Here is a 21,432-nt window from a genome sequence, read left to right on the forward strand (position 1 = left end):
ACGTACGGCCTTCGGACTTTACCGGATTGCGGCTACGATTCTCGTCCGGTCTCGCGCCGACGAACCGCCGGTTATCGCCGGTCGCGCGGTCATCGACCTTGGTTTCGAAACTCGACGCCGAAACGAACTCGGATTCGAAGGGGAAAGTCGGAAAAGGACTCCGCACCAAGCTAGAGACATGGCGAAACAGATTACCGTCGAAGGCATGAGCTGTGGCGGCTGCGAGGAGACCGTCGAGAACGCGCTCCGCGACGTACCGGGCGTCGAAGACGCCGAGGCGGACAACGAGTCCGACAGCGTCACCGTCGAGGGCGAGGCGTCGGACGAGGACCTCGCGGCGGCCGTCGAGGACGCGGGCTACACCGCGAAGGTCTGAGACTCGGCGTCGATTGCCGGCCGATTTCGAGCGGTCGCCGACCCGTTTTTCATCGCCGCCGTGACGACTCGGAAGCGACTGCTGAGGTCCGCCCGCCGACCGCCCGAACCCGCACCGTTTTAGTCGCCGACGCCCCTGCTTCTCGACTATGACTCTACTCGCGCGGACGCGCCGAGGAGGTGGCCGACGTGTCCCACTCTGACGGCGAGGTCGGGGGTATCGTCGGGGAGTTCTTCGCGCTCAAAGACGAGACCGACGCCGACTATCTGGTGATGCAGGTCGGGGACTTCTACGAGTTCTTCGGCGACGATGCGGAAGCGGTCTCGGACCTGCTCGATTTGAAGGTCTCACAGAAGTCGTCGCACGGCTCGAACTACCCGATGGCGGGCGTGCCGGTGGACAAACTCACGCCCCATCTCAAGCAGTTGGTCGAGCGCGGCTACCGGGTCGCTATCGCGGACCAGCACGAGACCGCAGACGGCCACGCCCGCGAGATTACCCGCGTCGTGACCCCCGGCACTCTGCTGGAGACGACCCGAGCAGACGCCCAGTATCTCGCCGGGGTCGTCCGGACCGACGACGCCCGCTACGGTCTCGCGTTCGCCGACGTGACGACGGGCCGATTTCTGGTCACGGAGGTCGAAGGACCGGACCCCGAGGCCGCCGCCGACCGCGCGTTCACCGAACTCTACCGGTTCGACCCCGCGGAAGTCCTGCCCGGCCCGGAGGTCCGCAACGACGACGCCTTCGTCGAGCGGATTCGGGAGCGGACCGACGCGACGCTGACGCTCCACCGAGCCGACGCCTTCGCGCCCGGCCGAGCGACCCACGCGACGAAAGAACAGTTCGGCGAGGAGACGCTGGCGAGCATCGGTCTGGACGGCGGAAGCCGCGGCGCGGGCGGTGGGTCCCCGAGCGGCGGCGACCGCCCGCAGATTCGGGCGGCGGGCGCGCTCCTGTCGTACGTCGAGGAGACCGGCACGGGGGTCAAGTCCTCGATGACCCGGCTTCAGAACTACGAGGGCGACGACCACGTCTCGCTCGACGCGACGACCCAGCGCAACCTCGAACTCACCGAGACGATGCAGGGCGACCGCGACGGGTCGCTGTTCGCGACCATCGACCACACCGCGACGAGTCCGGGCAAGCGCCTCCTCAAGGAGTGGGTCCAGCGACCCCGCCGGGACCTGCCGACGCTCCGCCGGCGCGCCGACGGCGTGGCCGCGTTCGCGAACTCGGCGCTCGCCCGCGAGACGGTCCGCGAGACGCTCGACGGGGCCTACGACCTCGAACGACTGGCGAGCAAGGCGGCCCACGGGAGCGCGGACGCCCGCGACCTCCTGCGGGTCCGCGAGACGCTCGACCTCCTGCCGGCAGTCGCGGACGCCATCGAGAGCGACCCGCGACTGGCCGACTCGCCGCTCGCCGAGGTCGCGGCCCGGCCCGACCGCGAGGCGGCGGCCGCGCTCCGCGAGGAGTTGGCCGCCATCGTCGAGGACCCGCCGGGCACCGTCACGGAGGGCGGTCTCTTCGAGCGGGGCCACGACGACCAACTGGACGACCTCATCGACCGCCACGAGGAGGCCGAGGAGTGGATAGCCACGCTGGACGACCGCGAGAAGCGCGAGACTGGTATCACGCATCTCCAAGTAGACCGGAACAAGACCGACGGCTACTACATCCAAGTCGGCAACTCCGAGACCGGGAAGGTCCCCGACCGCTACGACCGCCTCAAGAGCCTGAAGAACTCCGAGCGCTACACCACCGACGAACTGAACGAGCGCGAGCGCCGGATTTTCCGTCTCGAAGAGCGCCGTGGGGAACTGGAGTACGAACTGTTCCGGGACCTCCGCGAGCGGGTCGCCGCTCGCGCCGACCTCCTGCAATCGGTCGGTCGCGCGCTGGCGGAACTCGACGCGCTCGCCAGCCTCGCGCTCCACGCCGTCGAGAACGACTGGGTGCGCCCCGAGTTGCGCGAGTCCGGGGACCTCGACATCGAGGAGGGCCGCCACCCCGTCGTGGAGCAGACCACCCAGTTCGTACCCAACGACCTCCGGATGGACGAGGCGAGGCAGTTCCTCGTGGTGACGGGACCGAACATGTCGGGGAAATCGACCTACATGCGACAAGTCGCGCTGATAACCCTGCTCGCCCAAATCGGGAGCTTCGTCCCCGCGGCGTCCGCAGAAATCGGCGTCGTTGACGGTATCTACACCCGCGTCGGCGCACTGGACGAACTCGCGCAGGGGCGCTCGACGTTCATGGTCGAGATGCAGGAACTGAGCAACATCCTCCACTCCGCCACCGACGAGTCGCTGGTGATTCTGGACGAGGTGGGTCGCGGGACCGCGACGTACGACGGCATCTCCATCGCGTGGGCCGCGACGGAGTATCTCCACAACGAAGTCCGCTCGAAGACCCTGTTCGCGACGCACTACCACGAACTCACGACGCTCGCGGACCACCTCGACCGCGTGGAGAACGTCCACGTCGCGGCCGACGAGAGCGACGGCGACGTGACCTTCCTCCGGACCGTCGAAGACGGGCCGACCGACCGCTCCTACGGGATTCACGTCGCGGACCTCGCGGGCGTGCCGGCCCCCGTGGTCGAACGCTCGCGCGGCGTGCTGGACAAACTGCGACAGGACAAAGCCATCGAGGCGAAGGGCGGAGGCGGCGATTCGGGCGGCACGAAGCAAGTCGTCTTCGACGTGGGGAGCGGCGAGTTGAAGACGGACGAGGGCGCGAGCGGGACGGGGAACGAGGGCGAGAAGGTGAACGAGAGCGCGAGCGAGACGGACGCCGCGACCGACGACTCGGACGCGACCGACGCCGTCCGCGAGGAGTTCGGCGACGACGCCGAGGCGGTGCTGGCGGAACTCGCGGCCCTCGAAGTCAGCGACACCGCGCCGATAGAACTGCTGAACCGAGCGCAGGAGTGGCAGGAGCGACTCGACGAGTAGGTGGGATTCTTGACCCTTCGGTCGGTAGCGAGCGACCGTGACGCGAACGCCCTCCCGCTCGACGCTACTGGGGAGCCTCCTCGTCGCCGTCGGGTCGTTCCTCCCGTCGATAACGCGACCGCCGTGGGAACCCGAACGGTTGACCGAGTGGGCGGGTCCGGCGGGGCACGTCGGACTGTTCTTCTACGACTACCTCGTCCTCGGCGTCCTGCTCCTGACGGTCGCCGCGTTCCGGTACGCCGAGTCCGACGCGGGCGGTCGGAAAGCACTCCTCGCCGGTGGCCTCTCGATTGTCGCCGCGAGAGGGTGGTTCGTCTGGGAGGAGTTCTTCCACGACTGCGTCCACTCGGGGTTCACTTTGGGCGTGGGCGTCTACCTCTCAGTACTCGGCGCGGTGCTGCTGGTCGCCGCGGGAGTCCGCGGTCTCGCCGCGGCGGAGGGCGCGAGCGGCACTGAGACGTACTGAATCGACCGTATCGACTCGACCCGACCCCGGCTATCCGAACGGGAGCGTCCGGCGAGGCGAACGATTTTTCCCTATTTGCGCGAAATCGGAAACGAATGGTCGATGGCACTCCCGACGAGCGCGAGTGGGTGGACCCGCCCGAGTCGTTCGTCGCACAGGCGAACGTGACGGCGGCCGACCGCGACGCGTTTCGGGCCGCGGGGTGGCCCGAGTGCTGGCGGCGGGCCGCGGACCTGCTGGAGTGGGACCGCGGGTTCGACGCGGTGCTGGACGGCGGCGCGAGCGCCGGGACCGACGACGAAGGCTCGATTCGCTGGTTCCCCGGCGGGCGACTCAACGCCGCGCACAACTGCGTTGACCGCCACGTCGAAGCGGGCCGGGGCGACGAGACGGCGGTCGCGTGGGAGGGGAAACTCGGCGAGACGCGGACCTACACCTACCGGGAGTTGCACGACGAGGTGAACGCCTTCGCGGCCGCGCTCCGCGAGTTGGGCGTCGGCGAGGGCGACGTGGTGACGCTCTACCTGCCGATGATTCCGGAGTTGCCGGTCGCGATGCTGGCCTGCGCGCGCATCGGCGCTCCGCACTCGGTCGTCTTCGCCGGCTTCTCGGCGGACGCGCTGGCGACGCGACTCTCGGGCGCGGAGTCGGAGTTCCTCGTGACCTGCGACGGCTACTACCGGCGCGGGGCCGCGCTGGACCTCAAACGCCGCGCGGACAACGCCTGCGTCTCGGTCTCCCACTCCGTCGAGCAGGTCGTGGTCAACAGGCTGGACGACGGCCGACCGGCGGGCGACTGCCACGCCTACGCCGACCTCGTGGACGACCACGCCGGGGCGACGGTCGAACCGGTCGCCCGCGAGAGCGACGACCTGCTATTTCTCATCTACACCTCCGGAACGACCGGCGAACCGACGCTGGTCCGCCACACGACCGGGGGCTACCTGACCCACGTCGCGTGGACCAGCCACGCGGTCCTCGACTTGGGTCCCGACGACACCCACTGGTGTTCCGCGGACGTGGGCTGGATCACCGGACACTCCTACGCGGTGTACGGGCCGCTCGCGCTCGGTGCGACGACGGTGCTGTACGAGGGGACGCCCGACCACCCCGAGACCGACCGGCTCTGGGAGATAATCGAGCGCAACGACGTAGACGTGTTCTACACTGCGCCGACCTCGATTCGGGCGTTCATGAAGTGGGGCGAGGAGCATCCCGCGCGCCACGACCTGTCGAGCCTGCGCCTGCTCGGGAGCGTCGGCGAACCGATAGACGAGACCGCGTGGCACTGGTACCGCGACCACGTCGGCGACGGCGACTGTCCGGTCGTGGACACGTGGTGGCAGACCGAGACCGGCGGCATCGTCCTCTCGACGCTCCCCGGTGCCGACCGGATGCGTCCCGGCGCTGTCGGCAAGAGCCTCCCCGGCGTCGAGACCGCCGTCGTGGACGAGACCGGCCGCCACGCCGACGACGGCGAGGCGGGCCAACTCGTCGTCACCCGCCCGTGGCCGGGGATGGCTCGGTCGCTCTGCGAGGAATCGGGGTGGGGCGCGCGCCGGACCCGCCGCGTCGACGGCGAGTGGCAGTACGCCACCGGCGACAACGCGGTCCGCGACGCCGACGGCTACCTCCACCTGCTCGGGCGGGCCGACGACGTGGTGAAGGTCTCCGACCGGCGACTCAGCACCGCCGAAATCGAGTCGGCCATCGTCGGCGTCGAGGGCGTCGCGGAGGCCGCGGTCGTCGTCGGCGCGGACGACGAGGCGGCCCACCGCTCGGAGATTCACGCCTTCGTCAGCCCAGAGTCGAACGTCGCGGGCGACGACGCGCTCCGCGAGCGCGTCGGCCGAGCGGTCGAGGAGGCCATCGGCTCCATCGCGGTCCCCGACGTGGTGACGTTCGCGCCCTCGCTCCCGAAGACGCGCTCGGGCAAGGTCGTCCGGCGGTATCTGGCGGCCATCGCCAACGGCGAGGAGTTGGGCGACACGTCGGCGCTCCGGAACCCGGAGGTCGTCGGGGAACTGGAGTCGCTGTTGGACAGATGAGTTTCGGATTTCCGTAGAAGGGCGAAATCTCTCGACACGGCTGGTTGACGGAAAGGTATAGATTTGTCTAATGTTTCTCTGTGTATCTCAGAGAAATAACAACCAACCTATTCGGGGGTCTTCACGCCGGAGGCGAACGCCGGAACCGCGACCGCACCGGACTCCGCGAGCGCCACCGCAACCGTACAGCGGACTATCGCCGACTCCGAGGAGTCTACCGCTCCGCACCACGCTGCGACCGCGAACGAGCGGTGGCTTTCGAGGCGGTCTGCTCGGCGTTTTCGGCGGTCGGTCCGTGAGCGAATTTACGACGAGGTCCGGTTCGTGCAGTCGTCCTCCCTCCCGTTCCGGCTCACCACGAACGGACGAAAGCCACTCTTCCGACCATCGCTCTCACGGAAGCTTTATTCGTTCTCTTTCAGAAAGGCGAAGCAGAGATGGCCGTCGAATCGCGTACCGACTACCTCACCACCGCCGAGTTCCGGCGCTTCCGGCGTCGGGCCGAGACCTACCGCGAGGACCTCGTGGTCGCGCTCGCCGGGCGCGTCGGCCTCCGGGCGTCCGAAACCACGCGCATCTGTCCCGCCGACCTGCGCGAGTTCGAGCGCGGCGGCGCGGTCCACTACCTCCTGACGGTCCCCGAGGGCGGCGCGACCGAGAGCGGAGACGGTGCCGCGGGCGAGACCGGTTCCGCGACCCGCGACGCCTACGTTCCGCCGCCGGTCGCCCACGATTTGCGGAAGTTCGCCAACGCCAACGACGTGGCGCGCCGGGACCCCGTGGTGGACGTGTCGCCCCGGCGCGTCCAGATGCTCGTCGGCGAGGTGGCCGACCGGACCGCCGACCTGCGCGACGTGACCTGCCGGGACCTCCGCCAGCACTTCGCGTGGCGACTGCTGGCCGAGGAGGGCGTCGCGCCCCGCGTCGTCAAGTCGGTCGGCGGGTGGGCTAGCCTCCAGAGCCTCGCGCCGTACCTCGACGACCCGACCACCGCGGAGGTCGTGGACGCCTTCGCCGACGGGCCGGAAGGACGGAATCGGTCGGCGAGAGGGCGTCCCGGCCGGTCGTCCCGTACGCACCCCGGCCAATCGGTCCCCGAGCGTCGGCCGACCGCCGGGCGCGGCGGCGCGACCGACTCCCGGAGCGACGACCTGCTGTCGTGCGCCGGGGCGCTCGGCGAGGCGCTCGCGGACGCCTCGACCGCCGAGGAAGTCGAGCGCGTCGTCTGCGACCGCCTCGCCGACCGGTTTCGAGGGGTCTGGGTCTGCGACGCGCAGGGTGAAGTCCGGACGAGCGCCGCGCCGGAGGGGACCGACGGCGTGCCCGCCGACGCGCTGGACGGGGCAGACCTGCCGGACGACGGCGCGACCGACGACGCGAGGGTCCTCGACGCGCTCCCCGCGGACGCCCGCCCTGCGGACGGCTCGCTGGCGGGACGCTCGCTCGCGGTCGCACCCCTGCAATCGAGCGAGACCGTCCACGGTCTGCTCTGCGTCGCCCGCGACTCGTTCGCGGCGGCCGACCGGACCTTCCTCGCGGACGCCGGACGGCGGGCCGGCCGGACCGTCACGGCCATCGCGCGCAAGCAGTTGTTACTGGCCGACACGGGCGTCGAACTCTCGCTCCGGACGACCGACCGAGGCGTCTTCCTCGTGGCCGCCTCCGCGGACCTCGGCTGTCGCTTCGAACTCGAAGGCGTCGTCCCGGTCGAGGACTCGCTGCTCTACTTCGTCACGGCGAGCGGTGCCGCGGTCGGCGACGTGCTGGAGCGCGTCTCGGACGCCGAGTCGGTGGACGACGCCCGACTCATCCGGGACTACGGCGACGGCGCGCTCTTCGAGTTCGCCGTCTCGGGCGCGTCGGTCGCGTCGGTGCTGGTCGAGCGCGGCGGGACGGTCCGCGAGCTGTCGGCCGCGGACGGCGAGGCCGACGTGACGGGGGTCTTCTCGCAGCGCGTGGACGTGCGCCGCGTCGTGGAGGCCGTCGAGGAGGCGTTCCCCGACACGGACCTGCGCTCGAAGCGCGACGTCGAAGAGCCGGTCCGGAGCGCCGCCACGGTCCGCCAGACCGTCCACGACCGCATCACCGAGCGCCAGCGGACCGTCCTCCGGGCGGCCTACCTCGCGGGCTACTTCGAGTGGCCCCGCGGGAGCACCGCCGAGGAGTTGGCGGCGTCGATGGACGTCTCGTCGCCGACGCTCCACAACCACCTCCGGAAGGCCCAGCAGAAGGTCTTCGACGCGGTGTTCGACGACCCCGACCCGTCCGCGACCGACGAGTTCGACCCGACCTGACGCGACTACCGACACTAATTGCTTAACCTCGGCCGGGGGCGCGCTTCAGTGAACCAGTGAAAACCGTGACATTAAACGTCCTAATACACACTTACGACGGCTATACGTCGCGTAATCGGGCGCTTGAGATAGTTAGTTCCACGACTTATATGGCCGTACTGGGGTTGTGAACACGGCCCATGCCGGAGAAACAAGACGTCGAACTCGAAGCCAGACTCGAAGACCGACAGCGTTTCGAACCGCCCGAGTCGTTCGTCGAACAGGCGAACGTCTCGGACGCGTCCGTCTACGAGCGGTTCGAAGAGGACTGGCCCGAGTGCTGGGAGGAGGCGGCGGACCTCCTCGATTGGGACGAATCGTACGACGAGGTGCTGGACGACTCGAACCCGCCGTTCTACGAGTGGTTCACCGGGGGCGAACTCAACGCTTCGGCGAACTGCCTCGACCGGCATCTGGACGAGCGCGGCGACGAGGCCGCAATCGAGTGGGTCGGCGAACCCACCGACGAGGACAACCGGACCTACACCTACGAGGAACTCCACCGCGAGGTCAACGAGTTCGCGGCCGCGCTGGAGGAGATGGGCGTCGGCGAGGACGACGTGGTAACGATGTACATGCCGATGGTACCGGAGCTACCCATCGCCATGCTGGCCTGCGCGCGCATCGGCGCGCCCCACTCGGTCGTCTTCGCCGGCTTCTCGGCGGACGCGCTGGCGACGCGCATGAACGCGGCCGACTCCGAGTACCTCGTGACGTGCGACGGCTACTACCGGCGCGGCGACCCGCTCGAACACAAGGCGAAGGCCGACGAGGGCCTGGCTGGCGTCGAACACGAGGTCAGCGACGTGGTGGTCGTGGACCGTCTCGGCGACGACTACGACCACCCGATGGGCGAGAGCCACAGCGCCTACGCCGACCTCGTGGACGCGCAGGCGGGCGCGGAAGTCGAACCGGTCTCGCGCGACGCCGAGGACATGCTGTTCCTGATGTACACCTCGGGGACCACGGGCGAGCCGAAGGGCGTCAAGCACACGACCGGAGGCTACCTCGCGTGGACCGCGTGGACCTCCCGAGCGGTGTTGGACGTCAAGCCCGAGGACACCTACTTCTGCTCGGCGGACATCGGCTGGATTACCGGCCACTCCTACATCGTCTACGGGCCGCTCGCGCTCGGCACGACGACGATGATGTACGAGGGTACTCCGGATTACCCCGAGAAAGACCGCCTCTGGGACATCGTGGAGAACTACGAGGCCGACCAGCTCTACACCGCGCCGACCGCGATTCGGGCGTTCATGAAGTGGGGTAGCCAGTACCCCGAGCAGCACGACCTGTCGAGCCTTCGTCTGCTCGGGACGGTCGGCGAGCCTATCAACCCGAAGGCGTGGAAGTGGTACTACAAGCACGTCGGCGACGAGTCCTGCCCCATCATCGACACGTGGTGGCAGACCGAGACCGGCGGGATGATGGTCACGACCCTGCCCGGCGTGAAGGACATGAAGCCCGGAAGCGCCGGGCCGCCCCTGCCGGGCGTGGACGCGCAGGTCGTGAACGCCGACGGCGACGAGGTCGCCCCCGGCGAGGCGGGCTATCTGACCGTCCAGAAGCCGTGGCCGGGGATGCTCCGGACGCTGTACCAGAACGACGAGCGCTACATCGAGGAGTACTGGGCGGAGTACTCCGACACTCAATCCGACGACCCCGACGACTGGGTGTACTTCCCCGAAGACGGCGCGAAGATAGACGACGACGGCTACGTCACCGTCCTCGGGCGCGTGGACGACGTGATAAACGTCTCCGGGCATCGCCTCGGAACGATGGAGATCGAGAGCGCAATCGTCGGCGTCGAGGGCGTCGCGGAGGCCGCCGTGGTCGGCGGCGACCACGACGTGAAGGGCGAGGCGGTCTACGCCTACGTCATCACCGAAGACGGCTACGAGGAAGACGACGCGATGCGCCAGCGCATCGTCGAGGGCGTCGAGGACGCCATCGGTCCCATCGCCCGGCCCGAACAGGTCGTCTTCACGCCAGAACTCCCGAAGACGCGCTCGGGCAAGATCATGCGACGCCTGCTCGAAGACGTCGCCAACGGCGAAGACCTCGGTGACACCTCGACGCTCCGGAACCCCGAGGTCGTCAGCGAAATCGCGGCGAAGGTAGACGAGTAGGCGCTCTTCCATCCTTCGACGCCGGAAACCGGTTCCGGACGACTCGAAGACGACGCCGAACGACCACCGACGAACGACGTGCCAGAGAACATCACGCGAAACGAACCATGTCAGATAATCACACACGACAGCCAGAGACCGACTCACGAACGGACGAATCGACTCCGAACGTCGAGACCGACGGCGGTGAGCCCGAACCGGGCGAACCTCGTCGGGGAGCGGAGCGGACCGACGGCGGCGTCGCCACCGGGAGCCGACACGCCGACACCGACTACCTCGACGCGCAGGTCAACATCTTCAAACCCTCGACGCCGTTCATGCGCGACCACCTCCGCATCGTCTGGGCGATGTTCGCGGCGTGGGCCGTCTTCGTCTTCGGCCCCGTGACGGCGACGTACCTCGCCACCGACTTCATGACGAGTACGACGGTGCTGAGCTTCCCGCTCCACTACCTGCTGACCGCCGTCGGCGCGCCGTCCGGCGCACTCCTGCTTTCGTTCGTCTACGCCCGAAAGCGCGACCAGTTGGACGAGAAGTACGGCATCGACCACTCCGCGGGGGCGACGACCGGTGACGGCGAGGCGGCCGCGACCGACGGAGGGTCCGACCGATGACGTTCGCGCCCGTCCCCCTCGACCTCCTGCCGGACGCGCTGAACGCCTCGTTCAAACTCATCCCGGCCGTCATGGTCTCGGCGATGCTGTTGCTGTTCCTCGGCATCGGCTACGCCTTCCGCGTGGCCGACACCGAAGACCTCTGGGTCGCCGGACGCTCCATCGGGAACGTCGAGAACGGGATGGCCATCGGCGCGAACTGGATGTCCGCCGCGTCGTACCTCGGCATGGCGGCGCTCATCGCGCTGTCGGGCTACTACGGGCTGGCGTTCGTCGTCGGCTGGTCCACGGGTTACTTCATCCTGCTCATCTTCCTCGCGGCCCAGATGCGCCGGTTCGGGAAGTACACCGCGCCCGACTTCGTGGGCGACCGGTTCGACTCCGACACGGCGCGGGCCATCGCCGCGCTGACGACCATCCTCATCGGGTTCGTCTACTCCGTCGGGCAGGCCCGCGGGATGGGACTGGTCGGCATCTACGTCTTCGGCGGCGACTACACCACGATGGTCGTCCTGATGATGGGCATCACGGTCGGCTATCTGGCGCTGTCGGGGATGCTCGGCGCGACCAAGAACATGGCCGTCCAGTACGTCATCCTCATCGTGGCGTTCCTCGCGGGACTCTACGCGGTCGGTTGGACGCAGGGCTACTCGACGTTCCTGCCGCAGGTCGAGTACGGCGCGCTCCTCAGCCAACTCAACAGGGAGTTCACCCAACCGTTCACGAACGGCGGGTTCTACCTCTGGGTCGCCACCGCGTTCTCGCTCATCGTCGGCACCTGCGGTCTCCCCCACGTTCTGGTTCGGTTCTACACGGTCGAGAGCGAGCGCACCGCGCGCTGGTCCACCGTGTGGGGTCTGTTCTTCATCTGCCTGCTCTACCTGAGCGCCCCGGCGTTCGCCGCGTTCGGCACCGACCTCTACGCGAACAAGGTCGGCGCGGTCTACGGTGCGAACGGCATGAGCGGCGCTGAAGGCGACGTCATCGTCGTGCTGGCCTCGCAACTGGCGAACCTGCCGACGTGGTTCGTCGGGTTGGTCGCGGCCGGCGGTATCGCCGCCGCAATCGCGACGACCGCGGGCCTGTTCATCGCCGCGTCGTCGGCGGCCGCACACGACATCTACACGAACATCGTCAACGAGGACGCGACTCAGCGCCAGCAGCTCCTCATCGGTCGCGCGACCATCGTCGCGCTCGGTGCCATCGTGACCGTGACCGCGCTGAACCCGCCGGCGCTGGTCGGCGAACTGGTCGCGCTCGCGTTCTCGCTGGCCGGCCTCGTGCTGTTCCCGATGTTCTTCCTCGGTCTCTGGTGGGAGAACGCCAATCGGCCCGGTGCGCTCGCCGGGATGACGACGGGACTGCTCATCTGGACCGCCGCGGTGTTCAACGAACTCATCCTCGCCACCGACGCCGGGGCGGTCGTGCCGCTCTACGCCGACATCTTCCCCGCGGTCGGGGCCGCGCTCGCCGGGACGCCCATCGTCTTCGCGGTGACCATCGGCGTCTCGCTGGCGACCGACGAACCGCCCGAGCGCATCAAGCGCATCGTCCGGCAGTGTCACAGTCCGGAACCGATGGGCCAACAGCAGAGCGCCGAGGACGTGGTTTCGACCGACGGCGGACAGGTCTCGACCGACGGCGGCCACGCACAGGAGGAGAACTGAGATGTACGAGTCGGTCCTGATTCCCACCGACGGGAGCGAGGCCGCGGAGTTGGCGGTCGAAGAGGCCCTCGACGTGGCCGAGAAGTTCGACGCCGACGTCCACACGCTCTACGTCGTGGACACCGACGCCGCGGAGGTGAGCCTCGGCACCGAGCAGGTCGAACGCATCCGGTCGGGCCGGTTCGGCGAGATGGACGAACTCGAAGCCCGCGCCCGCGAGGCGACCGAGTTCGTCGCCGACCGCGGCCACGAGCGCGGCATCGACGTCGCGGAACACTTCCGCGGCGGGCGACCCCACGACGTCATCGCCGACTTCGCCGAGGACCGCGACGTGGACCTGATAGCGATGGGGAGCCACGGACGGACCGGCATCCAGCGGATGCTGCTCGGCAGCGTCACCGAGCGCGTGCTCCGCTCGACCCATCGGTCGGTGCTGGTCGTGGACGAACGGGAGGCCGAGTCGTGACGGCGGGTCGCGTCGGAACCGTCGCGGCGACGGTCCGCGAGAACGTCCGGGACCACGTCCGCGAGCATCGCTCGGGGATGGTCACCGACTTCATGTTCGCCGTCGTGTGGGTCGCGGCGGTGTCCGTGCTGTTCGACGCGTTACAGGGGCCTCGCTGGGCCTACCACCTCGCGCTGGCCTGCGGCGTCGTCGCGTACTTCGGCTTCTTCGCCTCGCTGGAGTTGGCGAAGGAGTCGGCGTGAGGAGGGCGAGTCGGTCGAACCGTGTAGACTACCGGTAGCTCTCTATTTCGGCGGCTCCGGCTGAGTCGCCGTGTCGTCCGCGATTTCGGTCGAACTCGACTCCTGTCGGCGTCGTGAGGGGCCACAACTGATACCTGAGTCAGGCCCCGACAACGCCAGCGGGGGACGAAAAGCATGACCGACGGCGGGAGCGATTCGATTCGCGACCAGATGGAGGACGCGACGTCCGAGGGGGTAACGGCACTGCAGGACCGCACCGCGGAGTTCGAGGCGCTACTCGACCAATCGCGCGAGAACCGGGTCAAACAGTGGGTCCTGCTGACGGGGAGCAGGTCGGTCGTCGCGGGCGGACTCCTCGTCGTGGTCTTCCTCGTGCTGATCGGCCTCGGCGTACTCGATCGGGTGAACATGCGACAGTTGCTCATCAACACGACCACCGTGCAAACGCTGTTCAGTTCCCTGCTGAGCGGAGCAATTCTCCTCGTCTCCATCGTCGTCTCGATCAATTCGGTCGTTCTCTCCCAAGAGATAACCTCGCTCGAAGAGCAGGAGGAACGGATCGACGCGTCGATGGCGTACCGAGAGCGGATCGAGGACGTCGTCGAAACGGATGTCAGTCCGACTCGGCCGGCGAAGTTCCTGCAAATCATCCTCCAGTCGCTCGCAACCCAAACGAAGCGCCTCGCGGAGATTGCAGCAGACAGCTCGAATCCGGCGTTTCGGGCCGATGTCGAGCAGTTCGCGAAGCAACTCGTCCGGGACGCGAAGCGGTCGGCCACCACGTTGGACGGCACCCAGTTCGGGAGCGCCAGAGTGCTGCTAGCCGGGCTGAACTACGACTACTCGTGGCAGTTGAACGCCGCCCGGCAACTCCAGTCGGAGTACGCCGAGTCGCTCTCGGACGAGGAAGCGGCGGTGATAGGAAACCTGATAGACACGCTCAAACTCTTCGCGACGGGGCAATCGTACTTCAATTCGCTGTACTACAAACGAGAGCTGGCCCGGCTCTCGAACACGCTGCTCTACGTGTCGCTCCCGGTGATTATCATCACGTCCTACGTGCTGTTGGCCCTCGACGCGAAGCAGTTTCCCGACGTGTCGGTGTTCGGTCTCTCTCCGATTTTGATCGTGATTAGCACCGCGTACACGATCGCACTCGCCCCGTATCTCGTCCTCACGGTCTACGTGGTGCGGGCGGGGACGGTGACGCTTCGAACGCTCGCCGCGGGCCCGTTCATTCTTCAGAAGATGACCGGTGGGGACGAAGGCGCGTGGGAGGTGAGCGTAGACACGCGCGACTGGGAGATTCCGGACTTTACTGCCGACGCTGAGGGCAACATCCACGGCCCCTCCAACGACGATTAACGCGGACGCCTCGTCGGTGAATCGCTCGGCGACGGCGAGAGTCGGTCCGTGACGGGGGAGGGTGTGTTTCACGCTCCGCGTCTCACTGGCCGGTCTCGCAAAACGCCAGCGCTCCCGTTTATGTGACGCGGACGCGTACTTACGGTATGAGTGAGCCAGAGAGCGACGAGTTCGACCCGTCTGCGCCCGAGCAGCGCCAAATCGGGCGCGAGATGGTCGACGAGAGTACCGGGCTCGGGTCGGTGATGGCCCACTGCTACCGCGGAGAGATGGACCGCGTCACGACGTGGCGCCAGCGTCTCGACCAGACCACGACGTGGGCCGTGACGGTGATGGCGGCCATCCTGACGTGGGCGTTTTCGAGTTCCGGCAATCCCCACTACATTTTGCTCATCGGAATCGTGGTCGTCGCCGTCTTTCTCGGCGTCGAGGCGCGACGGTATCGAGACTACGACGTGTTCCGGTCGCGAGTGCGACTGATACAAGAGAACCTGTTCGCGAACGCGCTCGACCCGTCGCGCGACGTGGAGCGCAAGAACTGGCGAGCGGAGTTGAGTGCGGACTTCCGGGTACCGACCCTGAAAGTTTCACTCCAGGAAGCGCTCGCCAACCGGCTTCGACGCGTGTACCTCGCGCTGCTCGGCGTCTTGCTCGCTGCGTGGGGCTTTCGGATTACGGCGTTCACGCCGCCGGAGCAAACGTGGCTCGAAGCCGCTGGAATAGCCTACGTCCCCGGAACCGTCGTGGTCGCTCTCGTCGGTGCGTTTTACGCGATACTGGTCGGGATTGCGTCGTGGCCGCGAGAACGCCACGCCAAAGGGGAGTTCCGCGAAGGCGACCCCGACGACTGGAAGGAGACGAACCGGTAAATTCGCGCTCGACATTATTCACAACGTTCACTGTCCGCGCCGCGGTATGACGCGCCGCGTTTTCTGCGACCCGAACCCCCCGACGTTTTATCGGTGCCGGCCCACCAACAGCGTGACCAGACGTGAGCCAGCGAATCACCCAGTTGGACGACGTGACGGTCCGGCAAATCGCGGCCGGAGAGGTCGTCGAGCGCCCCGCCTCGGTCGTCAAGGAACTCGTCGAGAACAGCCTCGACGCCGACGCGAATCGCATCGACGTGACCGTCGAATCGGGCGGCACCGACCGCATCGCGGTCAGCGACGACGGCATCGGGATGAGCGAGGCCGACCTCCGGGCCGCGGTCCGGGAACACACGACGAGCAAAATCGAGGACGCCGCCGACCTCGACGCGGGCGTGACGACGCTGGGCTTCCGCGGCGAGGCGCTCCACACCATCGGCGCGGTCTCGCGGGTGACGATAACGTCCAAACCCAGAGACGGCGAGGCCGGGCGCGGCACCGAACTCCGACTGGCGGGCGGCGAGGTCGAGTCGGTCGGTCCTGCGGGGTGCCCCGAGGGGACCACCGTCGAAGTCGCGGACCTGTTCTACAACACCCCCGCGCGCCGGAAGTACCTCAAGACGACGACCACCGAGTTCTCGCACGTCAACACGGTCGTCACGCGCTACGCGCTCGCCAACCCCGACGTGGCGGTGTCGCTGACCCACGACGGCCGGGAGGTGTTCGCCACGACCGGCCGCGGCGACCTCCGGTCGGCGCTCCTCTCGGTGTACGGCCGGGAGGTCGCCGAGTCGATGATTCGGGCGGACGGCGAGTCCGGAGCGGTCGCCGTCTCCGGCTACGTCAGCGACCCCGAGACGACCCGCAGCACCCGCGAGTACATGTCCACCTACGTTAACGGCCGGTACGTCAGTTCGCCGGTCGTCCGCGAGGCGGTCCTCTCGGCCTACGGCGGCCAACTCTCCGCGGAGCGCTACCCCTTCGCGGTCCTCTTCGTGGAGGTTCCCCCCAGCGAGGTGGACGTGAACGTTCACCCCAGAAAAATGGAGTGTCGGTGGTCCGACGAGAGCGCGGTGAAAGCGACCGTCGAGACCGCCGTCGAGGAGGCGCTGCTCGACCACGGTCTCGTGCGCTCGTCGGCCCCCAGAGGCCGGAGCGCGCCCGACGAGGCCAGCGTCGCGCCCGAGCGGACGACCGACGAGAGCGACGCCGGCGACCGTGATTCCGCGCCGGTAAGCGAGCAGACCGAACTGACGCTCGACGCCGAGGAGGGCGAGCGCGAGCAGTCCACGCTCGACGGCGCGGAGACGACGAGCGAGACCGCGGAGACGACCGACGCGACTCCGGCGGAGACGCGAGCGAGCGCCACCGGCGCGAGCGGACGCGACGCAGAGACGGGTGGCCGCGACGAGAATGGGGACGGTTCCGACGGGAACTCGATTGTCCCCGACGCGAGCGACAGGAAATCGACCCTCAACGCGGGCGACGGCAAACTGACTGCGAGCGATGGCGAATCGCCCGCCGATCCGCGCGATTCCACCGACCCGTCGGGTGCGGCGTCGGCCACCGGACCGGACGGTCCGGCGGCCGACCGCAAGTTCTCGGCTCCCACCGAGTCCGAGACGCTGGCGGGCGGGAGCGCCGCGGACCCGGCGTTCGATACGCTCCCGCGGATGCGAGTGCTGGGCCAGCTCCACGACACCTACGTCGTCGCCGAGACGCCCGACGGACTGGTGTTGGTGGACCAGCACGCCGCCGACGAGCGGGTCAACTACGAGCGATTGCGGGCCGAGTTCGAGGACGACGCGACCACCCAGATGCTCGCCCGACCGGTCGAACTGGAACTCACGGCGGGCGAGGCCGCGGTCTTCGACGAGTACCGCGAGGCGCTGGAGCGACTGGGCTTCCGCGCCGAGCGAGTGACCGAGAGCGAGGACGGCGGGGCGGATGCGGTCGGCGATGGCGAAGGCACGGACGCCGCGGATTCGGCGGCCGACCGTCGGGTCCGCGTCCGGACCGCGCCGACCGTGCTGGACGAGACGCTGGACCCCGCGCTACTGCGCGACGCGCTCGGCGAGTTCGTCTCGACCGACCCCGACGACCGCGGCGACACCGTGGACGCCGTGGCCGACGACCTGCTCGCGGACTTGGCGTGCTACCCCTCGATTACGGGCAACACCTCCCTGCGCGAGGGGTCGGTCGTGGAACTGCTCGGGGCACTGGACGACTGCGAGAACCCCTACGCCTGCCCGCACGGCCGACCCGTCGTCGTCGAGTTCGGCGAGGGGGAAATCGAAGACCGGTTCGAGCGCGACTATCCGGGCCACGCCGGTCGGCGCGGAGAGGAGTGACCGCGCCCGAATTGGCGGGTACCGACCGAGAGCGACGCTACGCCCCGGCTCGGCGGCCGAACGACACTTGGGAACTCACGTGTCACGGCGGGTATGGGTGCAGAGGAATCCGAACGGTGTGGCTACCGGCTAGAACTGGGCGGGACGGAGATCGGAAGCGCCGCCGACCCGTGCCATCGACCGACGTGGGAGGACGAAGACAGGTGCATCTGGCACGCTCAGGTGGAGGGGAAGAAACGGGAGCGACTCGAAGACGCCGACCCGGCGTCGCAGGACGAAATCGACGGGGCGTACCTCCGGAACGCCTCGCTCGGTAGCGTCGATTGGTTCGCCGACACCTCGATGGTCGGGGCGGACTTCACCGGTGCGAACCTGATGGGGACCGACTTCTCCGGCGCGAACCTGACCTTGACGAGACTGACGGACGCAACCGCCCTCGGTGCCGACTTCACAGGGTCGAACCTCGAAGGGGCGATTCTCACGAACGCCGACTTTCCGTCGGGCGACGCTCGAACACGCTCGCCTCCACGAGACGGTACTCACCGACATGCACATGGGGGGCGGAACGAAGATGGGCGGGGTCTCCATCTACGACCGCGAACAGGCACCACCGGACCTGATAGACGAGCAACCGCTGGAAGCGGCGGCGTGGGTGTATCGACAACTTCAAGCGCTGTATCAGGACAACGCGTTGCCGGAGTTGGCCCGCCGGAGCTACTACATGGAGCGAGACGCTCGGCGGCGTCACGCGTGGCAGCAGTCCGACTACAAGGAGGCGGTCAAGTGGGAGCTATCCCGGTGGGTGATGCGGTACGGCGAGAGTCCCTATCGGGTGTTGCTCACGTCGCTCGTCGTGGTCGTCGTGGCCGCGCTCCTGTTCCCGCTCACGGGCGGTATTCAGGAGATTCAGGCCGGCCGCCCGGTCACCTACTCCATCGAGAATCCGGACGAAGCGCCGTGGTGGTGGATCGGGAGAGTGCTGTTCAAGAGCCTCTACTTCAGCGTCGTCACGTTCGCCACGCTCGGGTTGGGCGACATCCAGCCCATCGGCTCGTTCGCCCGACTCGTCGCCGGTATCGAGTCGATTCTCGGGTCGCTCCTCGCGGCGCTGTTGGTGTTCGTCCTCGCCCGAATCGTGACGTGGTGAGGGGCCGCTCGGCGGTGTTCGCCGAACGCCGCCGACGGGGAGCGGACCGATTCGTCAGGCCCGGTTCTGCGCCGCCTCGATGGCCTGCTCCAGGTCGGCGACGATGTCGGCCACGTCCTCGATGCCGACCGAGAGGCGAACGAGGTCCGGCGTCGTCCCGCTGGCCAACTGCTCTTCCTCGGTGAGTTGCTGGTGGGTCGTGCTGGCGGGGTGGATGACCAGCGTCTTCGCGTCGCCGACGTTCGCCAGCAGACTCGCCAACTCGGTCTCCTCGGTCACGGCGCGGCCGGCCTCGTAGCCGCCCTCCAGTCCGAAGGTAATCATGCCGCCGTAGCCGCCGTCGAGGTACTTCTTCGCGTTCTCGTGAGTCTCGTGGCTTTCCAGTCCGGGGTAGTTGACCCACGCCACGTCGTCGTGGTCGTCGAGGAAGCGGGCGACTTCCAGCGCGTTCTCGGAGTGGCGCTCGACGCGGAGGGGCATCGATTCGAGTTTCTGGAGCGTGACCCACGCGTCGAACGGCGACTGCTGGTTACCCAAGTCCCGGAGGCCCCGAGCGCGGGCGGCGTAGGCGAAGGCGGCGTCGCCGAACCGCTCTTGGAAGTTGACGCCGTGGTACGCGGGGTTCTCGGCGGCGATTTCGGGGTAGTCGTCGGCGTCCCAGTCGAAGGTCCCGCCGTCCACGAGCGCGCCGCCGACGGTCGAACCGCTCCCGTGGAGCCACTTCGTCGTGGAGTGCCAGACGAGGTCGGCGCCGTGGTCGATGGGGTTGCAGAGGTACGGCGTGGCGAACGTGTTGTCCACGAACAGGGGCACGTCGTGGTCGTGGGCGATGTCCGCGACGCGCTCGATGTCGGGCGTGACGAGCGCGGGGTTGCCGACGGTTTCGAGGTGGACGAACGCGGTGTCGTCGTCGATGGCCTCCTCGTAGGCCTCGTAGTCGAGGGTGTCCACGAACTTGGCGTCTACTCCCCGGCGCGGCGCGGTGTGGGTGAAGTAGGTGTAGGTGCCGCCGTACAGCGACGAGGCCGTGACCACGTTGTCGCCGACCGAGGCCAGCAGGAACGTGGCCAAATCGAGCGCGGCCATCCCGCTGGACGTGGCGAGCGCGGCGACGCCGCCCTCCAGGGTCGCCAGTCGCTCTTCGAGCGTCGCGTTCGTCGGGTTGGTGAGCCTGCTGTAGATGTTGCCGGGTTCTTCGAGCGCGAACAGCGACGCGGCGTGGTCGGCGTCGTCGAAGACGTACGAGGTGGTCTGGTAGATGGGCGGCGCGCGCGACCCCGTGGCGGAGTCGGGTTCCTGGCCCGCGTGGACGCTGTCGGTGTGAATGCCGCTGTCGCTGGAGACGCCGCGGTCTCCGGAGTCGTCGGAGTCGGTCATGGTCGTTTCTGACGACGTAGGCCACCGTCTTAGGTCGGCGGGTGGTCGCAAGTTCTGCTTCGGGGCCGCGACTCCGGCAAACGCCCGGTCGCCGAGGCGCAGTCCGCGGACTGCGCCTCGGGCGACCCTACTCCCCGACCGCCTCGCGGAGCGCGGGCAGGACCTCGGTCACGTCCGCGCGGAACACGTAGTCGGCCCGCGAGTCGAGCGGCGTCTCCTCCAGATTGACCAGAATCAGGGTCGCGCCGGTCTCGGCGGCCTCGGCGGGGAGCGACGCGGCGGGTTCGACCGTGAGCGACGACCCGGCGACCACCATCGCGTCGCTGTCGGCCGCGAGGTCTCGGGCGCGGGCCAGCGCACCGCGGGGCAGTTGCTCGCCGAAGAGGACGGCGTCGGGCTTGAGCGCGCCGTCGCAGACGTCACACCGGGGCGGCAGGTCGCCCGACTCGGCGCGCTCGCGGGCGTCGTCGGCCGAGGTCGTCCACCCGCAGTTCCGGCAGGTTGCGCGCCGGGCGTTGCCGTGGAGTTCGACGGTCTCCTCGGCCCCCGCCTCCTGATGCAGGCCGTCGATGTTCTGCGTGACGAGCGCGTCGAGGTGGCCCGCGGCCGAGAGGTCGGCGAGCGCGTCGTGGGCGGGGTTCGGTTCGACGTCGGCGTCAAGCAGGTCCGCCCGGAGGTCGAGCCAGTCGGCCCAGAACGCGCCGGGTTCCCGCCGGAAGCGCCACACGTCGAAGGCGTCGGGGTCGTACTCCGACCAGACGCCGTCCTCGCCGCGGAACGGCGGGACGCCGGAGGGCGCGCTCACGCCCGCGCCGGTCAGCGCGAGGGCGGCGTCCGCGGCCCGGAGGTCGCTGGCGGCCGCGTCGATTCGGTCCGTGTCGGGGTGAGCCATGTCCGAGTGGTGGCGGTCGGCGGCCAAAAACTCGCCGACAGCGCGGACGAACGTCAGCTATCCGACAGCGCCGGTCGGCGGTCGGCGTTCGGCGGTCGGCGTTCGACGTTGGACGGCACAGGCGATA

General features: G+C 68.5%; 16 protein-coding genes and 1 pseudogene. 15 read left to right on the forward strand and 2 right to left on the reverse strand.

The genetic code is table 11. From position 1 onward, the window contains the following. Nucleotides 1-178 precede the first annotated feature (178 nt). From M0R88_RS08745 to M0R88_RS08810, 15 genes and pseudogenes are all read left to right on the forward strand, one after another. Complete coding sequence (locus M0R88_RS08745; RefSeq protein ID WP_248656553.1) at nucleotides 179-376, forward strand: heavy-metal-associated domain-containing protein; 198 nt, start codon at nucleotides 179-181, stop codon at nucleotides 374-376. A gap of 188 nt (nucleotides 377-564) precedes the next feature. Next, nucleotides 565-3,339: a DNA mismatch repair protein MutS gene (gene mutS / locus M0R88_RS08750; protein ID WP_248656554.1), complete on the forward strand. Its 2,775-nt coding sequence runs from the start codon at nucleotides 565-567 to the stop codon at nucleotides 3,337-3,339. 37 nt (nucleotides 3,340-3,376) lie between these two features. Then, nucleotides 3,377-3,805 carry a hypothetical protein gene (locus M0R88_RS08755; protein WP_248656555.1) on the forward strand — a complete coding sequence of 143 codons (429 nt, stop codon included), beginning with the start codon at nucleotides 3,377-3,379 and terminating at the stop codon, nucleotides 3,803-3,805. A 95-nt stretch (nucleotides 3,806-3,900) separates the two neighbouring features. Continuing rightward, nucleotides 3,901-5,853, forward strand: a complete 1,953-nt coding sequence (locus M0R88_RS08760; protein WP_248656556.1) for an acetate--CoA ligase — start codon at nucleotides 3,901-3,903, stop codon at nucleotides 5,851-5,853. 437 nt (nucleotides 5,854-6,290) lie between these two features. After that, a complete protein-coding gene (locus M0R88_RS08765) occupies nucleotides 6,291-8,147 on the forward strand; it encodes a bacterio-opsin activator domain-containing protein (protein WP_248656557.1) in 1,857 nt (618 codons plus the stop codon). Nucleotides 8,148-8,326: 179 nt separating this feature from the next. After that, on the forward strand, nucleotides 8,327-10,315 hold the full coding sequence (acs, locus tag M0R88_RS08770) for an acetate--CoA ligase (RefSeq protein ID WP_248656558.1): 1,989 nt from the start codon (nucleotides 8,327-8,329) through the stop codon (nucleotides 10,313-10,315). A 107-nt stretch (nucleotides 10,316-10,422) separates the two neighbouring features. Beyond that, complete coding sequence (locus tag M0R88_RS08775; RefSeq protein WP_248656559.1) at nucleotides 10,423-10,929, forward strand: DUF4212 domain-containing protein; 507 nt, start codon at nucleotides 10,423-10,425, stop codon at nucleotides 10,927-10,929. Beyond that, entirely contained in the window at nucleotides 10,926-12,596 is a 1,671-nt protein-coding gene (locus M0R88_RS08780) for a VC_2705 family sodium/solute symporter (protein ID WP_248656560.1), read from the forward strand. Before M0R88_RS08775 ends, M0R88_RS08780 begins: the two co-directional genes overlap by 4 nt. Before the next feature lies 1 nt (nucleotide 12,597). Next, entirely contained in the window at nucleotides 12,598-13,062 is a 465-nt protein-coding gene (locus M0R88_RS08785; protein ID WP_248656561.1) for a universal stress protein, read from the forward strand. Continuing rightward, nucleotides 13,059-13,304 (forward strand): DUF8119 family protein, encoded by a 246-nt coding sequence (locus tag M0R88_RS08790; RefSeq protein ID WP_248656770.1) that lies wholly within the window; start codon nucleotides 13,059-13,061, stop codon nucleotides 13,302-13,304. Before M0R88_RS08785 ends, M0R88_RS08790 begins: the two co-directional genes overlap by 4 nt. 174 nt (nucleotides 13,305-13,478) lie before the next feature. Continuing rightward, on the forward strand, nucleotides 13,479-14,669 hold the full coding sequence (locus M0R88_RS08795) for a DUF7972 family membrane protein (RefSeq protein WP_248656562.1): 1,191 nt from the start codon (nucleotides 13,479-13,481) through the stop codon (nucleotides 14,667-14,669). Nucleotides 14,670-14,815: 146 nt separating this feature from the next. Continuing rightward, nucleotides 14,816-15,538: a DUF2270 domain-containing protein gene (locus tag M0R88_RS08800; RefSeq protein WP_248656563.1), complete on the forward strand. Its 723-nt coding sequence runs from the start codon at nucleotides 14,816-14,818 to the stop codon at nucleotides 15,536-15,538. Between the two features lie 122 nt (nucleotides 15,539-15,660). Next, entirely contained in the window at nucleotides 15,661-17,889 is a 2,229-nt protein-coding gene (gene mutL / locus M0R88_RS08805) for a DNA mismatch repair endonuclease MutL (protein WP_248656564.1), read from the forward strand. A 93-nt stretch (nucleotides 17,890-17,982) separates the two neighbouring features. Next, nucleotides 17,983-18,372: pseudogene (locus tag M0R88_RS18735) on the forward strand (pentapeptide repeat-containing protein); the annotation flags it as partial. A 70-nt stretch (nucleotides 18,373-18,442) separates the two neighbouring features. Then, entirely contained in the window at nucleotides 18,443-19,036 is a 594-nt protein-coding gene (locus tag M0R88_RS08810) for a potassium channel family protein (RefSeq protein WP_248656565.1), read from the forward strand. Nucleotides 19,037-19,090: 54 nt separating this feature from the next. On the opposite strand, the gene M0R88_RS08815 is transcribed toward M0R88_RS08810, so the two are convergent. Both M0R88_RS08815 and M0R88_RS08820 read right to left on the reverse strand, forming a co-directional pair. Further along, on the reverse strand, nucleotides 19,091-20,413 hold the full coding sequence (locus M0R88_RS08815; RefSeq protein ID WP_248656566.1) for an O-acetylhomoserine aminocarboxypropyltransferase/cysteine synthase family protein: 1,323 nt from the start codon (nucleotides 20,411-20,413) through the stop codon (nucleotides 19,091-19,093). A 127-nt stretch (nucleotides 20,414-20,540) separates the two neighbouring features. Next, nucleotides 20,541-21,305, reverse strand: coding sequence for an SIR2 family NAD-dependent protein deacylase (locus M0R88_RS08820; protein WP_248656567.1), 765 nt, complete (start codon nucleotides 21,303-21,305; stop codon nucleotides 20,541-20,543). Nucleotides 21,306-21,432: the final 127 nt, after the last annotated feature.

Origin of the sequence: Halorussus gelatinilyticus (genome assembly GCF_023238445.1) — an archaeon.
Lineage (GTDB): Archaea > Halobacteriota > Halobacteria > Halobacteriales > Haladaptataceae > Halorussus > Halorussus gelatinilyticus.